At 68.6% G+C, this 17,389-nt stretch carries 14 protein-coding genes; 10 read left to right on the top strand and 4 right to left on the bottom strand.

Annotated elements, in window-relative coordinates:
* Positions 1–60: 60 nt before the first annotated feature.
* From LKD76_RS20795 to LKD76_RS20785, 3 genes are all read left to right on the top strand, one after another.
* Positions 61–261 carry a hypothetical protein gene (locus LKD76_RS20795; protein WP_227982983.1) on the top strand — a complete coding sequence of 67 codons (201 nt, stop codon included), beginning with the start codon at positions 61–63 and terminating at the stop codon, positions 259–261.
* Positions 262–559: 298 nt separating this feature from the next.
* Positions 560–3,757 (top strand): isoleucine--tRNA ligase, encoded by a 3,198-nt coding sequence (gene ileS / locus LKD76_RS20790; RefSeq protein ID WP_227982982.1) that lies wholly within the window; start codon positions 560–562, stop codon positions 3,755–3,757.
* A 516-nt stretch (positions 3,758–4,273) separates the two neighbouring features.
* Entirely contained in the window at positions 4,274–4,855 is a 582-nt protein-coding gene (locus LKD76_RS20785) for an NlpC/P60 family protein (protein ID WP_227982981.1), read from the top strand.
* A 30-nt stretch (positions 4,856–4,885) separates the two neighbouring features.
* On the opposite strand, the gene LKD76_RS20780 is transcribed toward LKD76_RS20785, so the two are convergent.
* Positions 4,886–5,995 carry a YhgE/Pip domain-containing protein gene (locus LKD76_RS20780; RefSeq protein WP_227982980.1) on the bottom strand — a complete coding sequence of 370 codons (1,110 nt, stop codon included), beginning with the start codon at positions 5,993–5,995 and terminating at the stop codon, positions 4,886–4,888.
* Between the two features lie 55 nt (positions 5,996–6,050).
* On the opposite strand from LKD76_RS20780, the gene LKD76_RS20775 reads away from it, so the two are divergent.
* On the top strand, positions 6,051–6,494 hold the full coding sequence (locus tag LKD76_RS20775) for a MarR family winged helix-turn-helix transcriptional regulator (protein ID WP_227982979.1): 444 nt from the start codon (positions 6,051–6,053) through the stop codon (positions 6,492–6,494).
* Positions 6,495–6,543: 49 nt separating this feature from the next.
* On the opposite strand, the gene LKD76_RS20770 is transcribed toward LKD76_RS20775, so the two are convergent.
* Positions 6,544–7,422: a UTP--glucose-1-phosphate uridylyltransferase gene (locus tag LKD76_RS20770; protein ID WP_227982978.1), complete on the bottom strand. Its 879-nt coding sequence runs from the start codon at positions 7,420–7,422 to the stop codon at positions 6,544–6,546.
* A 268-nt stretch (positions 7,423–7,690) separates the two neighbouring features.
* Between LKD76_RS20770 and LKD76_RS20765 the strand changes: the two genes are divergently transcribed.
* The 3 genes from LKD76_RS20765 (at position 7,691) to LKD76_RS20755 (ending at position 13,160) form a co-directional block, all read left to right on the top strand.
* Positions 7,691–9,091, top strand: a complete 1,401-nt coding sequence (locus LKD76_RS20765) for a DNA polymerase IV (RefSeq protein ID WP_227982977.1) — start codon at positions 7,691–7,693, stop codon at positions 9,089–9,091.
* A 102-nt stretch (positions 9,092–9,193) separates the two neighbouring features.
* Entirely contained in the window at positions 9,194–9,703 is a 510-nt protein-coding gene (locus tag LKD76_RS20760) for a WKL family lipoprotein (RefSeq protein ID WP_227982976.1), read from the top strand.
* A 187-nt stretch (positions 9,704–9,890) separates the two neighbouring features.
* Positions 9,891–13,160, top strand: a complete 3,270-nt coding sequence (locus LKD76_RS20755) for an arabinosyltransferase domain-containing protein (protein ID WP_255661884.1) — start codon at positions 9,891–9,893, stop codon at positions 13,158–13,160.
* A 70-nt stretch (positions 13,161–13,230) separates the two neighbouring features.
* Here LKD76_RS20755 and LKD76_RS20750 read toward each other — a convergent pair whose 3' ends face one another.
* Positions 13,231–13,929 carry a hypothetical protein gene (locus tag LKD76_RS20750; protein WP_227982974.1) on the bottom strand — a complete coding sequence of 233 codons (699 nt, stop codon included), beginning with the start codon at positions 13,927–13,929 and terminating at the stop codon, positions 13,231–13,233.
* A complete protein-coding gene (locus tag LKD76_RS20745) occupies positions 13,926–14,921 on the bottom strand; it encodes a hypothetical protein (RefSeq protein WP_372465902.1) in 996 nt (331 codons plus the stop codon). The genes LKD76_RS20750 and LKD76_RS20745 overlap by 4 nt, the downstream gene beginning before the upstream one ends.
* A 112-nt stretch (positions 14,922–15,033) precedes the next feature.
* Between LKD76_RS20745 and lspA the strand changes: the two genes are divergently transcribed.
* The 3 genes from lspA to LKD76_RS20730 are packed head-to-tail and all read left to right on the top strand — an operon-like array spanning position 15,034 to position 17,357.
* Positions 15,034–15,750, top strand: a complete 717-nt coding sequence (gene lspA, locus LKD76_RS20740; RefSeq protein WP_227982973.1) for a signal peptidase II — start codon at positions 15,034–15,036, stop codon at positions 15,748–15,750.
* The gene (locus LKD76_RS20735) at positions 15,747–16,673 is read left to right on the top strand and encodes an RluA family pseudouridine synthase (RefSeq protein WP_227982972.1); all 927 of its coding nucleotides are present in this window, start codon (positions 15,747–15,749) and stop codon (positions 16,671–16,673) included. The genes lspA and LKD76_RS20735 overlap by 4 nt, the downstream gene beginning before the upstream one ends.
* A gap of 18 nt (positions 16,674–16,691) precedes the next feature.
* Positions 16,692–17,357: a hypothetical protein gene (locus LKD76_RS20730; protein WP_227982971.1), complete on the top strand. Its 666-nt coding sequence runs from the start codon at positions 16,692–16,694 to the stop codon at positions 17,355–17,357.
* The last annotated feature ends 32 nt before the right edge of the window (positions 17,358–17,389 follow it).

Below are 17,389 nucleotides of genomic sequence, written 5' to 3'. Positions count from 1 at the left end.
TGTGGAGCCGCCGGGGCCCCTCGTGGGCGACGCGGCCCGCCTGCCGCCTAGGGGGTGACCATGCTCGTCCTGACACTCGTGCTGGCCGCGATCGGCTTCGCTCTCCTGGTGACGGCGTTGACAACCGGATCGGTGCTCTGGGCCTGGGGGTGCATCGTGGTATGCGTCATCGGCGCGGTCGTCCTGCTGGTCAGCGCGCTGGCGATTCGCAATCCCGACGATGGTCAACAGTCACGCCCGGGTCGTCACGCCAAACGGTGAGCGCAGCATGAACGGGGCACGGAAATAGCGTTGCCCGCACTGGCTACAATCAAACCTGTAGATCGGCAGTGATCCGGCCATCACCGGGGAGTCTTCGGAAGAACGGTGCTCAGGCGCTCAGTAGAACCGAACGGGCGAGCCCGTCACAGCTCGAAACGAGAGGTCCGCACCTCGGAGCAGGCTCCGGGACGGACAAGCGGGGTGGTACCGCGGCAGCGGCGCACAGGCGCCGGCGTCGTCCCCGTGCCCACCGATTGCGCCGATCGAGCGCACTGGCACGAGGGAGACCGTGGCCGCCATGGCGGACGAGACATCCACCCGCAACGCCTATCCCCGCGTCGAATTCAGCGATGCGGATGCCGGCTCGCGGACGGGCGCGAGCGCGACGTTCCCGGAGCTCGAGCGCCGGGTTCTGGAGTACTGGGCCGCCGACGACACGTTCCGCGCCAGCATCGACCACCGCGCCGGCCGCGAGGAGTTCGTCTTCTACGACGGCCCGCCATTCGCCAACGGTTTGCCGCATTACGGGCATCTGCTCACCGGATATGTGAAGGATTTGGTTCCGCGGTTCCAGACGATGCGCGGTAAGCGCGTCGAACGGCGCTTCGGTTGGGACACACACGGATTGCCCGCGGAAATCGAAGCGGAGAAGCAACTCGGTATCACGGACAAATCACAGATCGACGCGATGGGCCTTGCGGAATTCAATGCCGCGTGCAAATCCTCTGTGCTTCGTTACACCAATGAGTGGCGTGAGTATGTGACGCGCCAAGCCCGGTGGGTCGACTTCGACAACGACTACAAGACCCTCGATCTCGACTTCATGGAGTCGGTGATGTGGGCGTTCAAGTCGCTGTACGACAAGGGCCTGATCTACCAAGGCTTCCGGGTGCTGCCCTACAGCTGGTACGAGCAGACGCCGCTGTCGAATCAGGAGGCCCGCCTCGACGACGCCTACCGGATGCGCCAGGATCCGGCGGTCACCGTCGACATGCGGCTCCAGGTCCCGGCCGGTCATCCGCTGCACGAGCTCGACGGCGCCAACGCGCTGATCTGGACCACTACGCCCTGGACACTGCCGTCGAACCTGGCGGTCGCGGTGCATCCGGACATCACCTACGCCCATGTGCGGGGTAAGGACGGGAAGCGGTATGTGCTCGCCGTCGAGCGGGTCTCGCACTACGCGCGGGAACTGGGCACCGCCGAGGACGGCCTCGAACTGCTGTCGGAGCATTCCGGCGCCGCGCTCGTGGGCCTGAGCTACCGGCCGCCGTTCGACTTCTTCCTCGGTCACCCGAACTCGCATCGGGTGCTGGGCGCCGACTACGTGACCACCGACTCCGGTACCGGCGTGGTGCATCTGGCACCCGCGTTCGGTGAGGAGGATATGGATGTGGCCTCGGCCAACGGCATCGAGGTGGTGCAGCCGCTGGACGCGGGCGGCAAGTTCACCTCGATGGTGCCGCCGTACGAGGGTCTGATGGTCTTCGATGCCAATCCGGTCATCATCAAGGATCTCAAGGCGGCCGGAAAGCTGTTGCGGCACGAGACCATCGAGCACTCGTATCCGCACAGCTGGCGTTCCGGTCAGCCGCTGATCTACATGGCGGTGCCGTCCTGGTTCGTGGCGGTCACCAAGTTCCGTGACCGCATGGTGGAGCTCAACAAGGAGATCACCTGGGTCCCCGAGCACATCCGCGACGGCCAGTTCGGCAAGTGGCTGGAGAACGCCCGCGACTGGAACATCAGCCGCAACCGCTACTGGGGCGCGCCGATCCCGGTGTGGATCTCCGATGATCCGGCCTATCCGCGGGTGGACGTGTACGGCTCGCTGGACGCGCTCGAGCGCGACTTCGGGGTGCGGCCCGACGACCTGCACCGGCCCATGATCGACGAGCTGGTGCGCCCGAATCCCGATGACCCGACCGGGAAATCGATGATGCGGCGCACCCCGGAGGTGCTCGACTGTTGGTTCGAGTCCGGTTCGATGCCGTACGCGCAGGTGCACTACCCGTTCGAGAACAAGGAGTGGTTCGAAGGTACGTCGGACGCGTCGCCGCACAGCCCGGGCGATTTCATCGTCGAGTACAACGGCCAGACCCGCGGCTGGTTCTACAACCTGCACGTGCTCTCGACCGCGCTGTTCGACCGCCCGGCGTTCAAGTCCGTTGTGGCGCACGGCATCGTGCTCGGCGACGACGGGCTGAAGATGTCGAAGTCCAAGGGCAACTATCCCGACGTCAACGAGGTGTTCGACCGCGACGGCTCCGATGCCATGCGGTGGTTCCTCATGGCGTCGCCGGTACTGCGCGGCGGCAACCTGATCGTCACCGAGCGCGGTATCCGCGAGGGGGTGAGCCATGCGCTGCGCCCGCTGTGGAACGCGTGGACCTTCCTGCAGCTCTACGCATCCCGGCCGGGGGAGTGGCGGACCGATTCGCAGCATGTGCTGGACCGCTACATCCTGGCCAAGCTGGCGCAGACCCGCGACGCCATGACCGATGCGCTCGAGGTGTACGACATCGCCACCGCCTGCGACGAGTTGCGCACCTTCGCCGACGCGCTCACCAATTGGTATGTGCGCCGGTCGCGTTCGCGCTTCTGGGAAGAGGATCGCGATGCCATCGACACCCTGCACACCGTGCTCGAGGTGACGACGCGACTGGCGGCGCCGCTGCTGCCGCTGATCACCGAGGTGATCTGGCGCGGCCTGACCGGCGGCCGTTCGGTGCACCTGACCGACTGGCCGACCGCGCAGGAACTGTCCCGTGACGCCGATCTGGTGACGGCCATGGATGAGGTCCGCACCGCCTGCTCGACGGTGCTGAGCCTGCGCAAAGCCCAGAACCTGCGGGTGCGCCTGCCGCTGTCGGAGGTCACCGTGGCCGCGGCCGACGCGGATCGGCTGCGTCCGTTCGTGGACCTGATCGCCGACGAGGTGAATGTCAAGAAGGTCGATCTGACCGCCGACGTGGCCGCGCACGGTCGCTTCGAACTCGTCGTCAACGCCCGTGCCGCGGGTCCGCGCCTGGGCAAGGAAGTGCAGGCGGTGATCAAGGCGGTCAAGGCCGGCCAGTGGCGCGAGGACGACGGTGTGGTGCGGGCGCTGGTACCCGGTCACGAGGACGGGATCGTCCTGCTGCCCGAGGAATACACCCAGCGCCTGGTGGCCGCCGAACCCGAATCCACCGCGGCTCTGCCCGGCAACGCCGGTCTGGTGGTGCTGAATTCGGAGGTCACCGAGGAACTCGAGGCCGAGGGCTGGGCCCGGGACCTGATCCGCGATCTGCAGGAGACTCGCAAATCGCTGGGGCTGGACGTGTCCGACCGGATCACGGTGGTGCTCGAGGTCCCCGCCGATCGCGCGGAATGGGCGCGGACCCATCGTGACCTGATCGCGGGCGAGATCCTGGCCACCGAGCTGAGCTTCGGCGCCGCGGGCGCTGCGGCGGCCGAGGTGGTCGGTGGGGTGCGCGCGGCGATCGCCAAGGCCTGATCGCGACGCCGGGCCCGGTCGTATCTCGGCCGGGCCCGGCGGGACCGCCCGGATCGGCGATCGCGTCGGTCGGGCGGGGAGCCCGGCGGCCGATGAGCCGATCGGTGCGCTGCTCTCCGGACCGCATCGGTGGCGGCGCGGGACCATGTATACCCTGCTGGACCGCATCTACACTCCGGTTCTCGGGGCGCCCGGCGGGCCGCGGAGAGGGGGTCATCGTCCGATTCGCGGTACGACCTGGCATGTGTCCGATGGTGCCCGACAGGGTCACGGTTGCGAATGGGTACTTGTGGTGTGCATGTGACTTGCGCTAAAACAGCTATGTCACAGCAACCATCACTGTTTACTAGAGCTTGTGTGTTGTTCCCGATCGAACCCGATGAAAAAGTGCACCACCTGGTAGTTGACCGGATGAGGTGTCCGTGGGGAAGCGGCCATCCCAAATCTCTGCTGTGTGCTGTGTAATCGCCGGTCGGCGTGCCGTGGTGGTGGCATTGCCTACCGAAGGGCGAGCACATGGCAGCGTTACGCGTGCGCGGAATCGCGTACAGCAGATTCTCTTTCTCGCGATATCTGTCGGCCGCCGCGGTGGTGGCCGTCTGCTTCACGATCTGGGCGGGTCCGGCGACGGCCGCACCCGCCGACACCGGCAGTTCGTCGGGGTCGGCGGAGACGGGCAGCGGTTCGGGTTCCGGGTCGGGGTCGGCCTCCGGCAGCGCCAGCGGTTCGGCGGCCCTGCCGCTGGCCAGTCCACGTGCGCTGATCGCGCTGAGCGTCGCCGGCACCCAGGCCGGTAAGCCCTACGAGTGGGGTGGCACCGGACCCAATGCCTTCGACTGCTCCGGACTGGTGCAGTGGGCGTTCCGGCAGGTCGGGATCTTCCTGCCGCGCACCACCTGGGAACAGGCCCGGGCCGGCAGTGCGGTGCCGTTCGGATCGATGATGCCCGGCGATGTGGTGATCGTGAACGACGACGGCTCGCACGAGGGGATCTACGCCGGTGGCGGCATGTTGTTCAACGCGCATTCGCCCGGCGTGCCGATCGGGCTGACCCCGATGAGTGATTTCGACATCTACGCGATTCGCCGCTTCTTCTGAGGCGGCGGATCGCGGGCGGTGCGGCGTCGGTCAGACGCCCACCGCCTGTTCCAGCTCCTCTTCGGCCTCGTCCCGGGCCTCGGCGTCCGCCGCCTCGTGGTGCGCGGTGGCGGCGGCGGGGCCGGTGGGGATCGTGGCCGCCGCGGCGGCCGGCGACGCTGCCGTGGTCGCCTGTCCCCGCGCTGCCCGGCGCTCGTGGATTCCGGCGACTACCACCAGGGTCACACCGGCGGTGAACCACAGCGCCAGGCTCACCAGGCGACCGGCGAGTCCGCCGTTGCCGTCGAAGTAGAGCAGGCTGCGCGCACCCTCCACGAAGCCCGCGCCGTTCCAGAAGGAGTGCAGGGCGCCGAAGAATCCGTTCTGCAACTCCGGCCGGTAGATGCCGCCGGAGGTGGTGAAGTTGAGCATCACGAACAGCACCATCACCGCCAGCGTCGTCCACCGCTTCAGGTAGGTGTGCAGGCCGATGCCGATGAACAGGATGCCCGCGGCGTAGAGCCAGGCCATCGCCCAGATCGAGGCGTAGCCGTGGTCGACGACACCGAAGACGGGTCCGGCGAGCGCGATGCCGATCACGCTGACCACGAACGAGGTCACGGCCGCGGCCAGGGCCCGCACCGTCATACTCGCCCCGGCTCCGGCGACACTGATCGCGGCGACGCTGCCGTAGGCGCCGATACTCAGTGCGACAAGTACGAAGAACAGGCCCTGGCCGGTGGGATCGCCCTGAGCCGTGGGCGCGATATCGGTGGTGTGCAACGGGAGATTCCGCTGGGCCGTCACCGCGCCGAATACCGTGTCCACCGCCATCGCAGTGGTGTCCGAATTGGCCTCGGCCACCAGCAGTTCCGGCTGCCGGTCGTCGGGGACGAAGGCGCCGGCGAGGTCGCGATGCCGGAGTCGGTCGATAGCGGCCGCCCGGCTGTCGACGGTGACGATGTCGAGCGCGTCGCCGGTCCGATCCTTCAAGGTCTGCGCCATGACCTTCACCTGCGGGCTGTCGCCGACGATCGCGACCTGCAGATGATGGGGCTCGGGCTGGTGGAACGCGCCGAGGTAGGCCAAGCCCATGCCCAGGCACATCAGCAGCGGGGTCACTAGATGTCCGGCGATATGCCGAAGCTGGTGTAAGGGCATGCTCTCCGCTCCAAAGGTTGGTAAATACAACTATTATCTGTTGTACTATACAACCATGAAGGATGCGGATTCATACCCGTCCCGCGTTGTGGCGATTCAGACAATCCAGCGCGAACTCACCGCGTTCGCGCGCCGGGCCCGCGGGCGCGCGGCCGAACTACATCCGGATCTGCCGCTGGTGGCCTACAGCATTCTCGACCTGGTGATCGCCCGTGACGGCTGTCTGGCCGCCGAACTGGCCGAATACTTCGTGCTGGACAAGTCCACGATGAGCCGGCAGGTCGCGGCGCTGCAGAAGCAGGGCTATCTGGTCAAGGAAGTGGATCCGGCCAACCGGCGCAACCACATCCTGCGCGCGACCGACGCCGGGCGGCGGATCGCCGCGGCGGCCGAGCGCGCCCGCAGCGCGGCCGTGGACGAGCGGTTCGACGACTGGGACGATCGCGATATCGACCGGTTCGCCGCGTACCTGGTGCGCTACAACGCCACCGACGGCTGAGCCCGCCACCACCTCGGCGTCGGGCAGCGGCGTTGCGCCGGGGTGTCGGTCACTCCGTGCACAGATCGCGCAACAACGGCCCGTAGGAGGGATGGGCGAGGGCCGAGGCGAATTGGGCGACCAGATAGTCGGCGGGATTGCCGGTGTCGTACCACTTGCCGCGGATCACCTGGCCGTAGGCCGCGTTCGACGCGGCGAACACGTTGATCGCGTCGGTCAGGTAGACCTCACCGGTGCGGTGGGTGTACCACTCGTCGACCTGTTTGCGCAGCTCCTCGATAATGCCGGGGGTGACAACGTACCCGCCGATCGCGGCGAAGGCCGAGGGCGCGTCCTCCGGCTTGGGCTTCTCGACCAGGCCCGTGAGGCGCATCAGTCCGTTGTCGAAGGTCTCCTCCACCACCGGAACGCCGTAGCGCTTCGAGTCGGCCGGATCCATCGGCAGCAGTGCCAGCACCGGAGAGTGGGTCTTGTTGTAGGCGTCGATGAGCTGCTGGGCACGCGGCACCTCGGCGACGAAGACATCGTCGGGCCACAGCACCAGCATCGGCTCGTCGCCGAGTGTGCGGGCGGCATTGAGCACAGGCGTGCCGTTGCCGTACGGCCCGTGCTGGTCCAGATAGGTGATGTGGCCGAGCCGGCTCAGTTCGCCGACCTCCTCCACGGCATCGGCGTAGGCGGACTTACCGTCGGCGCGCAGCTGCGCCACCAGGGCGGGATTGGGGCGGAAATGATCTTGGATCAGCGACTTCCCGCCGCTCACGACAATCGTGATATCGGTGATCCCCGAGGCCACCAGTTCCCGGACGGTGTGCTCGATCACCGGCTTGTCGCCGACCGGCAGCATCTCCTTGGGAATGGCCTTGGTCAGCGGCAGCAGGCGGGAGCCGATACCGGCGGCTGGGATCACGGCCTTGCGGATGGTCATGAATCGATCATCACACATTCTCGTTACCGGACATGTCGGTCCCCACGCGTAGATTTCGGGCCATGCACCCTGACTTCGCCTCGGCTACGACACGGCTCGTGCCTGGTCAGAGGGTATCCACCCGGGTCGGTGCGGGTATCGCGGGACGGCCGGATGTCTACCCCGGTACACAGGAACCCGACAGCAATTCCGGAGTCGCCGAACAGTTCCCGGCGGCGGGGACAGCTGCGGCCGTCCTCCGGTCCGGGCGCCGTACGCCCGGGTGCCGATGAACGCGCCCGGCGTCGCCTCCGCGACCGACGACACGGTCTCGGCGCGGCGGTGGGTGCTGCACATCGATATGGATGCCTTCTTCGCTTCGGTCGAACAGCTCACCCGGCCGACGCTGCGCGGCCGGCCGGTCCTCGTCGGTGGCATGGGCGGTCGCGGGGTGGTGGCGGGAGCCAGCTACGAGGCGCGGGTGTTCGGGGCGCGTTCGGCCATGCCGATGCATCAGGCGCGCCGGCTGGTCGGTGTCACAGCGGTCGTGATCCCGCCGCGCGGGGCGGTCTACGGTGAGGTCAGCGGCCAGGTCTTCGAGACGCTGCGGACGTGGATCCCGATCCTGGAGACGCTGTCGTTCGACGAGGCCTTCGGCGAGCCGGCCGAACTCGCGGGCGCGAGCGTCGCGGGTGTCCGGGATTTCTGTGAGCGGTTGCGGCACGCGGTGCTGGACCGGACCGGACTGGTCGCCTCGGTGGGCGCCGGCACCGGAAAGCAATTGGCCAAGATCGCCTCCGGGATGGCCAAACCCGATGGGGTGCGGGTGATTTCGCCCGCCGAACAACAGAGCCTGCTGGCCGGGTTGCCGGTACGCAAACTCTGGGGAATCGGGCCGGTGGCCGAACAGCGGCTGCGCTCGGTGGGGATCGAGACGGTCGGGGCCTTCGCGGCGCTGCCCGAAGCGGAGGCGGCATCGCTGCTGGGCGGCAGTGCCGGCGCGGCGCTGCACCGGCTCGCGCGCGGGATCGACGAGCGACCCGTGGCCGAGCGCGCCGAGGCCAAACAGATCAGTGCCGAAACCACGTACGAGACCGATATCGTCACCCTGGCGCAACTGCGCCCGGCCATCGAGGTGATGGCCGCGTCGGCCCACCGCCGGTTGCTGCGCGACGGCCGCGCGGCGCGCACCGTGGTCCTGAAGCTGAAGAAGAGCGACATGGGTATCGTCACGCGCTCGCTCACCCTGCCCTACGCCACCGCCGATCTCGCGACACTCACCGCCGCGGCCCAGCGCTCGGCCATCGATCCGGTCGAACTCGGTTCGATCCGGTTGGTGGGCGTGGGATTCGGCGGGCTGTCGGTGGTCCGGCAGGAGTCGCTGTTCCCAGATCTGGACAGGGACACCGGAGAGGTCCGCGACACAGTTTTCGAGGAGCCCATCGCCGCGCCCGCCCTCGCCGTCGAACCGGTGGTGCCGCCGCCCACTCGGTCCTACACCACCGAATTCTGGTATCCGGGACGCGATGTGGCCCATCCGGCACACGGACACGGCTGGGTTCAGGGCAGCGGGCACGGCCGGGTCACCGTTCGTTTCGAGACCCGCTCGACAGGGCCCGGCCCGGCGTATACGTTCGCTGCCGACGATGACGATCTCGCCCCGGCCGATCCTCTCCTTAGTCTTCGTTGAAATTCGACGGGTACCGTGAGGCCACTCGTGCACTGCTGCCGATCGGGTGGGAGCTGTCACGTGAACAGAACCAGAGACCAACTCGAACGCAAAGGACGAGCATTGAAGCTTCAGATGACTGGACGCATCGCGGTCGCCACCCTGGCTGTCGTGGCTGCGCTCGGCATGTCTGCCTGCGGTAGCGGTGACAAGCACTCGAGCCACAAGGCCACGACGAGCAAAGCGGCGGCGACCTCGGCCGCGAACACGCCCCCGGTGCCGACGGCCGCTGATCTGAACACGGAACTGGCGCAGGCGCTGGACCCGAACGTGCCGGCCGAGCAGAAGGCGCAGTGGCTCGAGGACGGCCAGCAAGCGCTGGCCAAGGATCCCCAGATGATGGGTAACCTGACCAACGCGTATCAGCAGAACAACGCCAAGATCAACGTCACCCAGGTGCAGTACCTGGGCGGCGACACGCTGACGGCGAAGGTGGACTTCTCGGTGAACGGCGGCGCCCCGAACCCGGCCGACGTGCCGTTCGTCGCGCAGGACGGCCAGTGGAAGCTGCAGAAGAGCTGGGCCTGTGCCGCGCTGAAGAACCTGGGCCAGCAGTCGCCCGCGTGCGAATAGGTTCGGTAATCCCCGTCGCGGGGCCGGCGCTCCTGCGGGACGCCGGCCCCGCTTCGTTCGACACGGCGATGACGTGGCGGTTCGCCGTGGCGTGAGTGCGGGGAATCTAAACAAAGACTGAGAAAGGTCGGACGACTTCGTTCGCCTCGTGGGGCCCGCGCTAGCATCTGCGTCCGTGACCGACACGATGGTGAGGGCGGACGACGCGCCCGCTGCAGGACAGGGACACCGGGTCGACCGGTCACGATTCGCTCGCTGGGCCCAGCCGATCGCACTCATCGCCGGACTGCTGGGCGCCCTGTGCGCCATCGCGGTGCCGCTGCTGCCGGTCCAGGTCGACCACACCACGCTGTCGTGGCCGCAGCGGGGATCGACCCGCGGGATCGATGCCCCGCTGGTGTCGTACGCGCCGCTGACCTTCGATGCCACCGTTCCGTGCGCCGCGGTATCGCAGTTGCCCGTCGAGGGCACGACGCTGACCTCGACGATGCCCGCGGGCGCACCGGATCGGGAGAGGTACGGCTTCGTCGCCCGGGTGCGGCCCGGAACCGACGGTAAACCGGGGCAGTTCGAGGCGGTGCTGCGCAATCAGTCCCTCGCCAGTGTGCCGGTCGATCGGCTGGGTGCCGGCTGCGTCCTCACGGTGCACTCCGAGATCTCGCACACCACCGCGACTTTCACCGGCACGGATGTGAAACCGGTGACACTGCAGGGGGATTGGCGTCCTCAGCTGGTGGGCGTCTACAGCGATCTGACCGCGGCGGCCGGGACCAGCGTCACCGCCCAGGTCGACAGCCGATTCTCGGTGGTGCCCACCATGATCAAGCGGGTGGCCACGGTGCTGGCCGTGGTGTTCACCCTCATCGCGCTGGCCGCGCTGTTCCGCCTGGACCGGCTCGACGGCCGCCGGGTCCGGCGCTGGCTGCCGCAGCGGTGGTGGTCGTTCGGCGTGGTCGACGCCGTGGTGCTCGGCAGCCTCGTGGTGTGGCATTTCATCGGATCGACCACCTCCGACGACGGTTATCAGTTCGGTATGGCGCGCGCGTCACTGGCCTCGGGCTATATGGCGAACTACTTCCGATTCTTCGGCGTGCCCGAAAATCCGGTCGGCACACCGCCGTACGACATCATCGCCCACATGACCGAGATCAGCACCGCCAGTCCGTGGATGCGGATACCGACGCTGCTGGCCGGTGTGGTGACCTGGCTGGCGTTGAGCCGGGAGGTGATCCCGCGGCTCGGGGTGGCGGTGCGCCACGACCGAGTCGCGGTCTGGACCGGCGCGCTGATCTTCCTGGCGGTGTGGCTGCCCTACAACAACGGCTTGCGGCCGGAGCCGGTCATCGCGGTCTGCGTTCTGCTGACCTGGTGTTTCGTCGAACGCGCGATCGCGACCCGGCGGTTGCTGCCGTACGCGATCGCGATCCTGGTGGCGGCCTTCAGTTTCACGGCCGCGCCCTCGGGTGTGATCTGCGTGGCGCCGCTGCTGGCGGGCATGCGCACCGTCTTCCGCTTCGGTAGCGCGCGGGCGCGTGAGCTGGCCGCCGATCCGGCCACCGGTGGGCGCCGCTCCCGGTGGGCGGTGCTGCGCGGTTACGGTGCGCTCCTGGCGCCGCTGGCCGCCGCCGGAGCGCTGGTGCTGGCTTTCGCGTTCGCGGTGCAGCCGCTGGCCGCGATGTTCGAGATGCGGCGTGTGCACACCGCGGTCGGGCCGTCGGACCCCTGGTACAACGACTATCTGAACTATCAGTGGCTGTTCATGCCGACCGCGGACGGCTCGATCGGCCGCCGCTTCGGCATGGTCGCGATGTGGCTGGGCCTGCTGGTCTGCGTATTCGTCCTGCTGCGCAAGGGCGGCCGGATTCCGTTCACCGCGGGCGGGCCCGCCCGGCGTCTGCTCGGCATCACGTTCGCGTCGATGCTGCTGATGGCCACCACACCGACCAAATTCACCCACCACAACGGCGTCTACGCCGGGCTCGCCGGGGCGGTGGCGGTGCTGACCGCGGTGGCCGTCGGCCCGCGGGTGATGCGCTCACCACGCAACCGCGCGCTGTTCGGCGCGGTGGTCGCACTGGTGATGGCGCAGATCTTCACCAGTGTCAACGAATGGTGGTACGTCTCCAGCTACGGCATCCCGTGGTGGGACAAGCCACCCTCGGTGCACGGGTTCGGACTCAGCAAGCTCTTCCTGGTGGTCGCCGTGCTGCTGCTCGCGCTGGCCGGATGGTGGCATGTGCGGGCTCCCGAACCCGGTACGCCACACCGCGTTTCGCGCATCGGCTGGCGCTGGGCGAAGATCCCGCCGCTGACCGTGGCCGCGGCTTTGCTGGTGGTCTTCGAGATGGCCTCGTTCGCCAAGGGCGCCGTCGCCCAGTACCCGGCGTTCTCGCTGGCCCGCTCGAATATCGATGCGGTGCTGGGTGAGCCGTGCGGGCTGGCCGACGACGTCCTCGTCGAAACCGATCCGAACGCGTCGATGCTGGCGCCGCTCACCGGTGATCCCCAGTCGGCGTTCACCGCGGGGGCCGCCGGATTCGTGCCCAACGGTGTCGGTGACCTGACGCCCGAGGGCGAGCCGACCAACAGCAGCAGTATCTCCAGCGCCTTCGACAGCGGTAAGAACCAGAGCGAGGCCGGTACCCAGACCGCCGGCGCGCCACTGCCGTTCGGCCTCGATTCGCGGACCACACCCGAGTTGGGCACCGCCGGTGAGCAGGATCCGGCGCACCTGACCACCGGCTGGTACCGGCTGCCCGATCCGGCCGAGCGCACCGGCATCGTGGCGGTCACCGCGGCCGGGCGCATCCGTTCCATCGACAAGGACGGCGTCGTCTCACCCGGGCAGAAGGTCGAAATCGAATACGGCACCAGCGATTCACCGACCGGCGCCCGGACGCTGGGGTCGGTCGTCCCGATGGATATCGGGCCGTCCCCGTCGTGGCGGAATCTGCGAGTGCCGCTGGATCAGATCCCGGCCCGGGCCGATGTGATCCGTGTCGTCGCCGACGACACCAGCCGCGATCCGAACCAGTGGGTGGCGCTGACCCCGCCACGGATTCCGCGCACCACCACGCTGCAGGACATGGTCGGCTCGCACAACCCGGTGCTCCTGGATTGGGCGGTGGGACTGCAGTTCCCGTGCCAGCGGCCCTACGATCATCGTGACGGGATCGCGCAGGCCCCGGGCTGGCGGATCCTGCCCGACCGGACCGCCGCACACGACACCACACTGTGGGAGAGTCACGAGGGCGGTGGCCCGCTGGGCTGGAGTCAGCAGTTGCTGAGCTCGCAGACGCTGGCCACCTACCTGAAGGACGACTGGCGCCGGGACTGGGGTGAGTTGCAGCGGCTGACGCCGCGCGACACCACCGCGACCGCGGCCGTACCCTCGGTCACTCGCGAGACTCGCGGCGGGATGTGGAATCCCGGTCACATCAACACCGCGTGGGGGTGAGGCCGGGCGCCCGGAGGTGCCGAGCCGACGCGGCCGGCATCCCGCGGCGGGTACCGAACTAGGTGTAGTTCTAGGGCCCGGTGGCGCCGGTCATCCGGCGGATCTGCTTATCGGTGAGATCCCGCAGTGCGTTCGGCTCGACCTGTGCCGGTGAGGTTTCGGCGATCTGCACGATAGTGCTGCCCACCACCGCGACGGTCGCCGCCGAATACAGCGACATCCCTTCGCTGGTGGTGCGGACCTGGAACGAGGTCGAGGCGTCACCGGCGGCGGGCTGGGACAGCCCGCCCAGCCGGTAGGAGACCGACGTGCCGTCGGCGTCGGTGCCGGAGTAACTACCGCAGGCGTGCGCCAGTTTCTGGACCGCGGAGAAGGCCTGTGCCGCGCCACCGTCGGCGTAACTGGCGATATCGATATCGATACTCGCGAAGTTGGGGGAGGAGTAGTGGGCCGCGCTGCGGGCGGTGGGCCCGGCGTACAGATCCGCCACCGGCGCCAGCACTTTCGCGCATTCGGCGGGTTCGGTGCGCGAGCGATCCTGTGGGGTGGGCCCGTTGCCCGGTGCGGCATCGTCGAGCTGGGTGAAACCGGCGGGCATATCGGCCGGCCCCAGCAGCAGCGCGCGCAGCACCTCGGAATCGGTGACCGCGGGAGCGGTGATCGGTGGCGCGGCCACCGTCGAGGGCAGCGCCGGCAACGACTGATCGTGATTCCCGCATGCGCTCACGCCGGCGACGACCCCCGCGAGCACGACGGCGGCTCGGGTCATTCGCCCCATTGCACCTGCGTCCGGACGTCCTGTCGCACCAGTACATCGGTGTGCGGGTCGCGGTAGCACTGGTTGCCTCCGATGGTGATCGCACCCGAAACCGGAAGCGGCAGTCCGAGATCCACGGTGATGGTGCCACTGCCGTGCATCAGGTAATCGACGATGTCGAGGGCGCCGGAGTTGTTCGGCAGCTGCCAGGTGGGCGATTTCGGTGCTTGGCTGATGTCGAGATCGATGGTCAGCAGATTACCGTTGCGCCGGGTGAGCGTCGCGGTCGTCGTCTGATCCAGCGGGACCAGACCCGACACCTGCTGATGCACGGTCCACACCGCGCCCTCGCCGACCGGATCGTGGGGGAAGGCGATCGCCTCGTAGACCGCTTGGTAGAAGGCCTGTTCGATGGCGGCGCGCGCGGCGTCGGGAGTGGACGGCGCCGGCGCCATCCGCAGTGCGGTGATCGCACCGAGTTCGGTGAACTCGAGTCCGGCGTGGGAACCGTCGGCGGAGAGCAGCTGATGATCCAGTCCCGGATCGGTCGAGGTGGCCGTGCCGAGTACCAGATCGACGCCGTCGGACCTCGCGTCGGCGGTGAGCGGGATCGTCACCGCGGCCGGTGAGAAGCTCCGGACCGCTTGATCGTTGATCTGCTCGTCGATGTGGTGATCGGTCCGCAGCGTCACCTGCTGGGTGGTCCCGCGCGGCACGGCCGGTCGCAGCGGGGCGCGCGGCTCCTCGCCCGGCGCGACCACGGTCGCGACCGCCGCGGCGATCGGCATGGTGACCTCCTTGCCGAACCCGGACGGTTCGACCTCGGCGTCACTGGTGGCCTCGGTACTGTCACCGCAACCGACGCCGAGTGCGGACAGGGTGACCGCGAGCACCATCAACAGCACTCCCGAGCGCACGGTACGCGGGTTCGGGAGCCGGCCCGGCGCCCCCGGAGGGCGCGGACCGGTCACCGAGTCGCAGGAGTGGGAAGACAACACCGTCACGCCGAACAGGGTACGACCGGTTCCTGAAAAACAGCTTTGACAACCCCGCCCGCGGGCACCGGGCGACAGCACCGCGTCGGGATGCCGGCGGCATGAGGAATGATGTCTAGCTGTGAATACGGACCGGCCGCGTGAGCAACACCTCGAAGACTCCGACGACCCTGGTCACGAGACCGCGGCGGACCGGAACGACAGCGGATCCGGCGGCCGCGAAACCGGTGCCGGCCCCGGCGGGGACGCGGCCGAGCCGGGTGGCGAGGTCGCCGAGCCCGGCTCCGACACGCCCGACGGTTCCACGGGCGCCGCCTCGGCCTTCCCGCGCCGGTTGCCGTGGCTGCTGGCGATCGCGGCCGTCGTACTGCTCGCCGACCTGGGCACCAAGGCACTGGTGGTGGCGAAGATGACGCCGGGGGAACCGATTTCGATCATCGGTGACCTGGTGCGGCTGACGCTGATCCGCAATTCCGGTGCGGCCTTCTCGATGGCCACGGGGATGACCTGGCTGCTGACCCTGATCGCGGTCGCGGTGGTCATCGGCGTGATCCGGATCGGCCGCACACTGCGGTCGCTGGGCTGGGCCGTCGGCCTGGGCCTGGTGCTGGGCGGCGCGCTCGGCAATCTGGTGGACCGGCTGTTCCGTTCGCCCGGTCCACTGCAGGGACACGTGATCGACTTCATCGCCGTCACGAAATGGTGGCCGGTCTTCAACGTCGCCGATTCCTCGATCGTCTGCGGCGCGATTCTGCTGGTCGTGCTGACGGTCTTCGGTTTCGAACCCGACGGCACCCGTTCCGGTGACAGCGACGGTGACGAGGAGGCGGGCGCATGAGGGAGACGCGCGCCATGCCGATTCCCGACGGTCTGGACGGTATGCGGGTCGATGCGGGGCTCTCGCGCCTGCTGGGCCTGTCGCGGACCGCGGTCGCCACGCTCACCGAGGACGGCTCGGTCCAGATCGACGGTGTCGCGGCCGGAAAATCCGATCGGCTCGTGGCCGGCGCCTGGCTGGAGGTGGAGTTCCCCGAACCCAAGCGGGAACTGACGGTCGAGGCCACCCCGGTCGAGGGCATGAACATCCTCTACGCCGACGACGATATCGTCGCCGTCGACAAACCGGTCGGGGTCGCCGCGCACACCGGCGTCGGATGGTCCGGACCGACCGTCGTCGGCGGGCTGGCCGCGATGGGATACCGCATCTCGACCTCCGGCGCGCACGAACGCCAGGGCATCGTGCACCGGCTCGACGTCGGGACCTCCGGGGTCATGGTGGTGGCCCAGTCCGAGCACGCCTACACCATGCTCAAGCGGGCGTTCAAGCAGCGCACCGTGGACAAGCGCTATCACGCGCTGGTGCAGGGGCATCCCGATCCCTCCAGCGGCACCATCGACGCGCCGATCGGCCGCGCCCGCGGCAACGACTGGAAATTCGCCGTCACCGCCGACGGCCGGCCCAGTGTCACCCACTACGACACGGTCGAGGCCTTCCAGGCCGCGAGTCTGCTCGACATCCATCTCGAAACCGGTCGCACCCACCAGATCCGAGTGCACTTCTCCGCGATCCGCCACCCCTGCTGCGGTGATCTGACCTACGGCGCCGATCCGCGGCTGGCCGACCGGCTGGGCCTGCAGCGGCAGTGGCTGCATGCGCGCAGTCTGGGCTTCGCCCATCCGGCCGACGGGCGCTGGATCGAGATCACCAGCGAATATCCCGACGACCTGACACATGCGCTGGATGTCCTGCGCGCGGTCTGACCGGTGGTGGCGAGGACGGTGACAGCGCGCGGGAGGTGGTGGGCCGCGGCCGGATTCGTGGTCGTGGTGGCGCTGCTGATCACGGTCGTCGTACTCGGCTGGGCCCGGCCGCCGCGGCCGTCGGTGCTCGGCACCGACCGGCTCGGACCCGATTCCGGGGAGCCGGTCGCGGATTACCTCGACCGTGCGCGCGAATCGCTGTCCGGTGATGACGCCGCAGCACGCTGGGCGCTGGTGACGTTGCGGACCGGGCTCGGCACCGACGATGTCGTCGACGTGGTCGCGGGACCGCGGATCTCGCAACTGCTCTATCACGTGCCGATCGATCGGGTGTATACGCCGGTGATCACGGTTCCGGTGCCGGCCGGCGCCGCCGCGGCGCGCGCGGCGCAGGCGGCGGCCGCCGGTGCGATGGATCATGTTCAGGCCGACGACGATCGGTCGCGGCGTATCGCCGCGGTCCTGGCCGCCCGCCTGCGCGCCGGATGTCCGTGCGCGGTGAATCTGGTGGTGCGCGGCACCCTGGCGCAGTTGCGCGCACTGGCGGCACACAGTGCGGTCCGCAGTGTGCAGGCCTTGCCGCCCGATGCCGCCGCCGGCGCGTTCGCGGTGCTGCCGTTGCTTCCCGAACAGACCGATACCGTGACGCCGGGGCCCGATGACGGTGCGATTCCGGATCGCTGACGGGTGCGACGGGGGGAGCTGGGGGCGCCACG

Origin of the sequence: Nocardia spumae, from assembly GCF_020733635.1 — a bacterium.
Classification (GTDB): domain Bacteria; phylum Actinomycetota; class Actinomycetes; order Mycobacteriales; family Mycobacteriaceae; genus Nocardia; species Nocardia spumae.
Note: the sequence above shows the minus strand (reverse complement) of the source record. Positions and strands in the feature narration are given on the sequence as shown.

What these genes read in the sequence shown, in the direction of transcription:
- ileS (WP_227982982.1), top strand. Translation starts at nt 560, where the DNA reads ATGGCGGACGAGACATCCACCCGCAACGCCTATCCCCGCGTCGAATTC.
- LKD76_RS20785 (WP_227982981.1), top strand. Translation starts at nt 4,274, where the DNA reads ATGGCAGCGTTACGCGTGCGCGGAATCGCGTACAGCAGATTCTCTTTC.
- LKD76_RS20765 (WP_227982977.1), top strand. Translation starts at nt 7,691, where the DNA reads ATGAACGCGCCCGGCGTCGCCTCCGCGACCGACGACACGGTCTCGGCG.
- LKD76_RS20795 (WP_227982983.1), top strand. Translation starts at nt 61, where the DNA reads ATGCTCGTCCTGACACTCGTGCTGGCCGCGATCGGCTTCGCTCTCCTG.
- LKD76_RS20755 (WP_255661884.1), top strand. Translation starts at nt 9,891, where the DNA reads ATGGTGAGGGCGGACGACGCGCCCGCTGCAGGACAGGGACACCGGGTC.
- LKD76_RS20770 (WP_227982978.1), bottom strand. Translation starts at nt 7,422, where the DNA reads ATGACCATCCGCAAGGCCGTGATCCCAGCCGCCGGTATCGGCTCCCGC.
- LKD76_RS20750 (WP_227982974.1), bottom strand. Translation starts at nt 13,929, where the DNA reads ATGACCCGAGCCGCCGTCGTGCTCGCGGGGGTCGTCGCCGGCGTGAGC.
- LKD76_RS20775 (WP_227982979.1), top strand. Translation starts at nt 6,051, where the DNA reads ATGAAGGATGCGGATTCATACCCGTCCCGCGTTGTGGCGATTCAGACA.
- LKD76_RS20780 (WP_227982980.1), bottom strand. Translation starts at nt 5,995, where the DNA reads ATGCCCTTACACCAGCTTCGGCATATCGCCGGACATCTAGTGACCCCG.
- LKD76_RS20735 (WP_227982972.1), top strand. Translation starts at nt 15,747, where the DNA reads ATGAGGGAGACGCGCGCCATGCCGATTCCCGACGGTCTGGACGGTATG.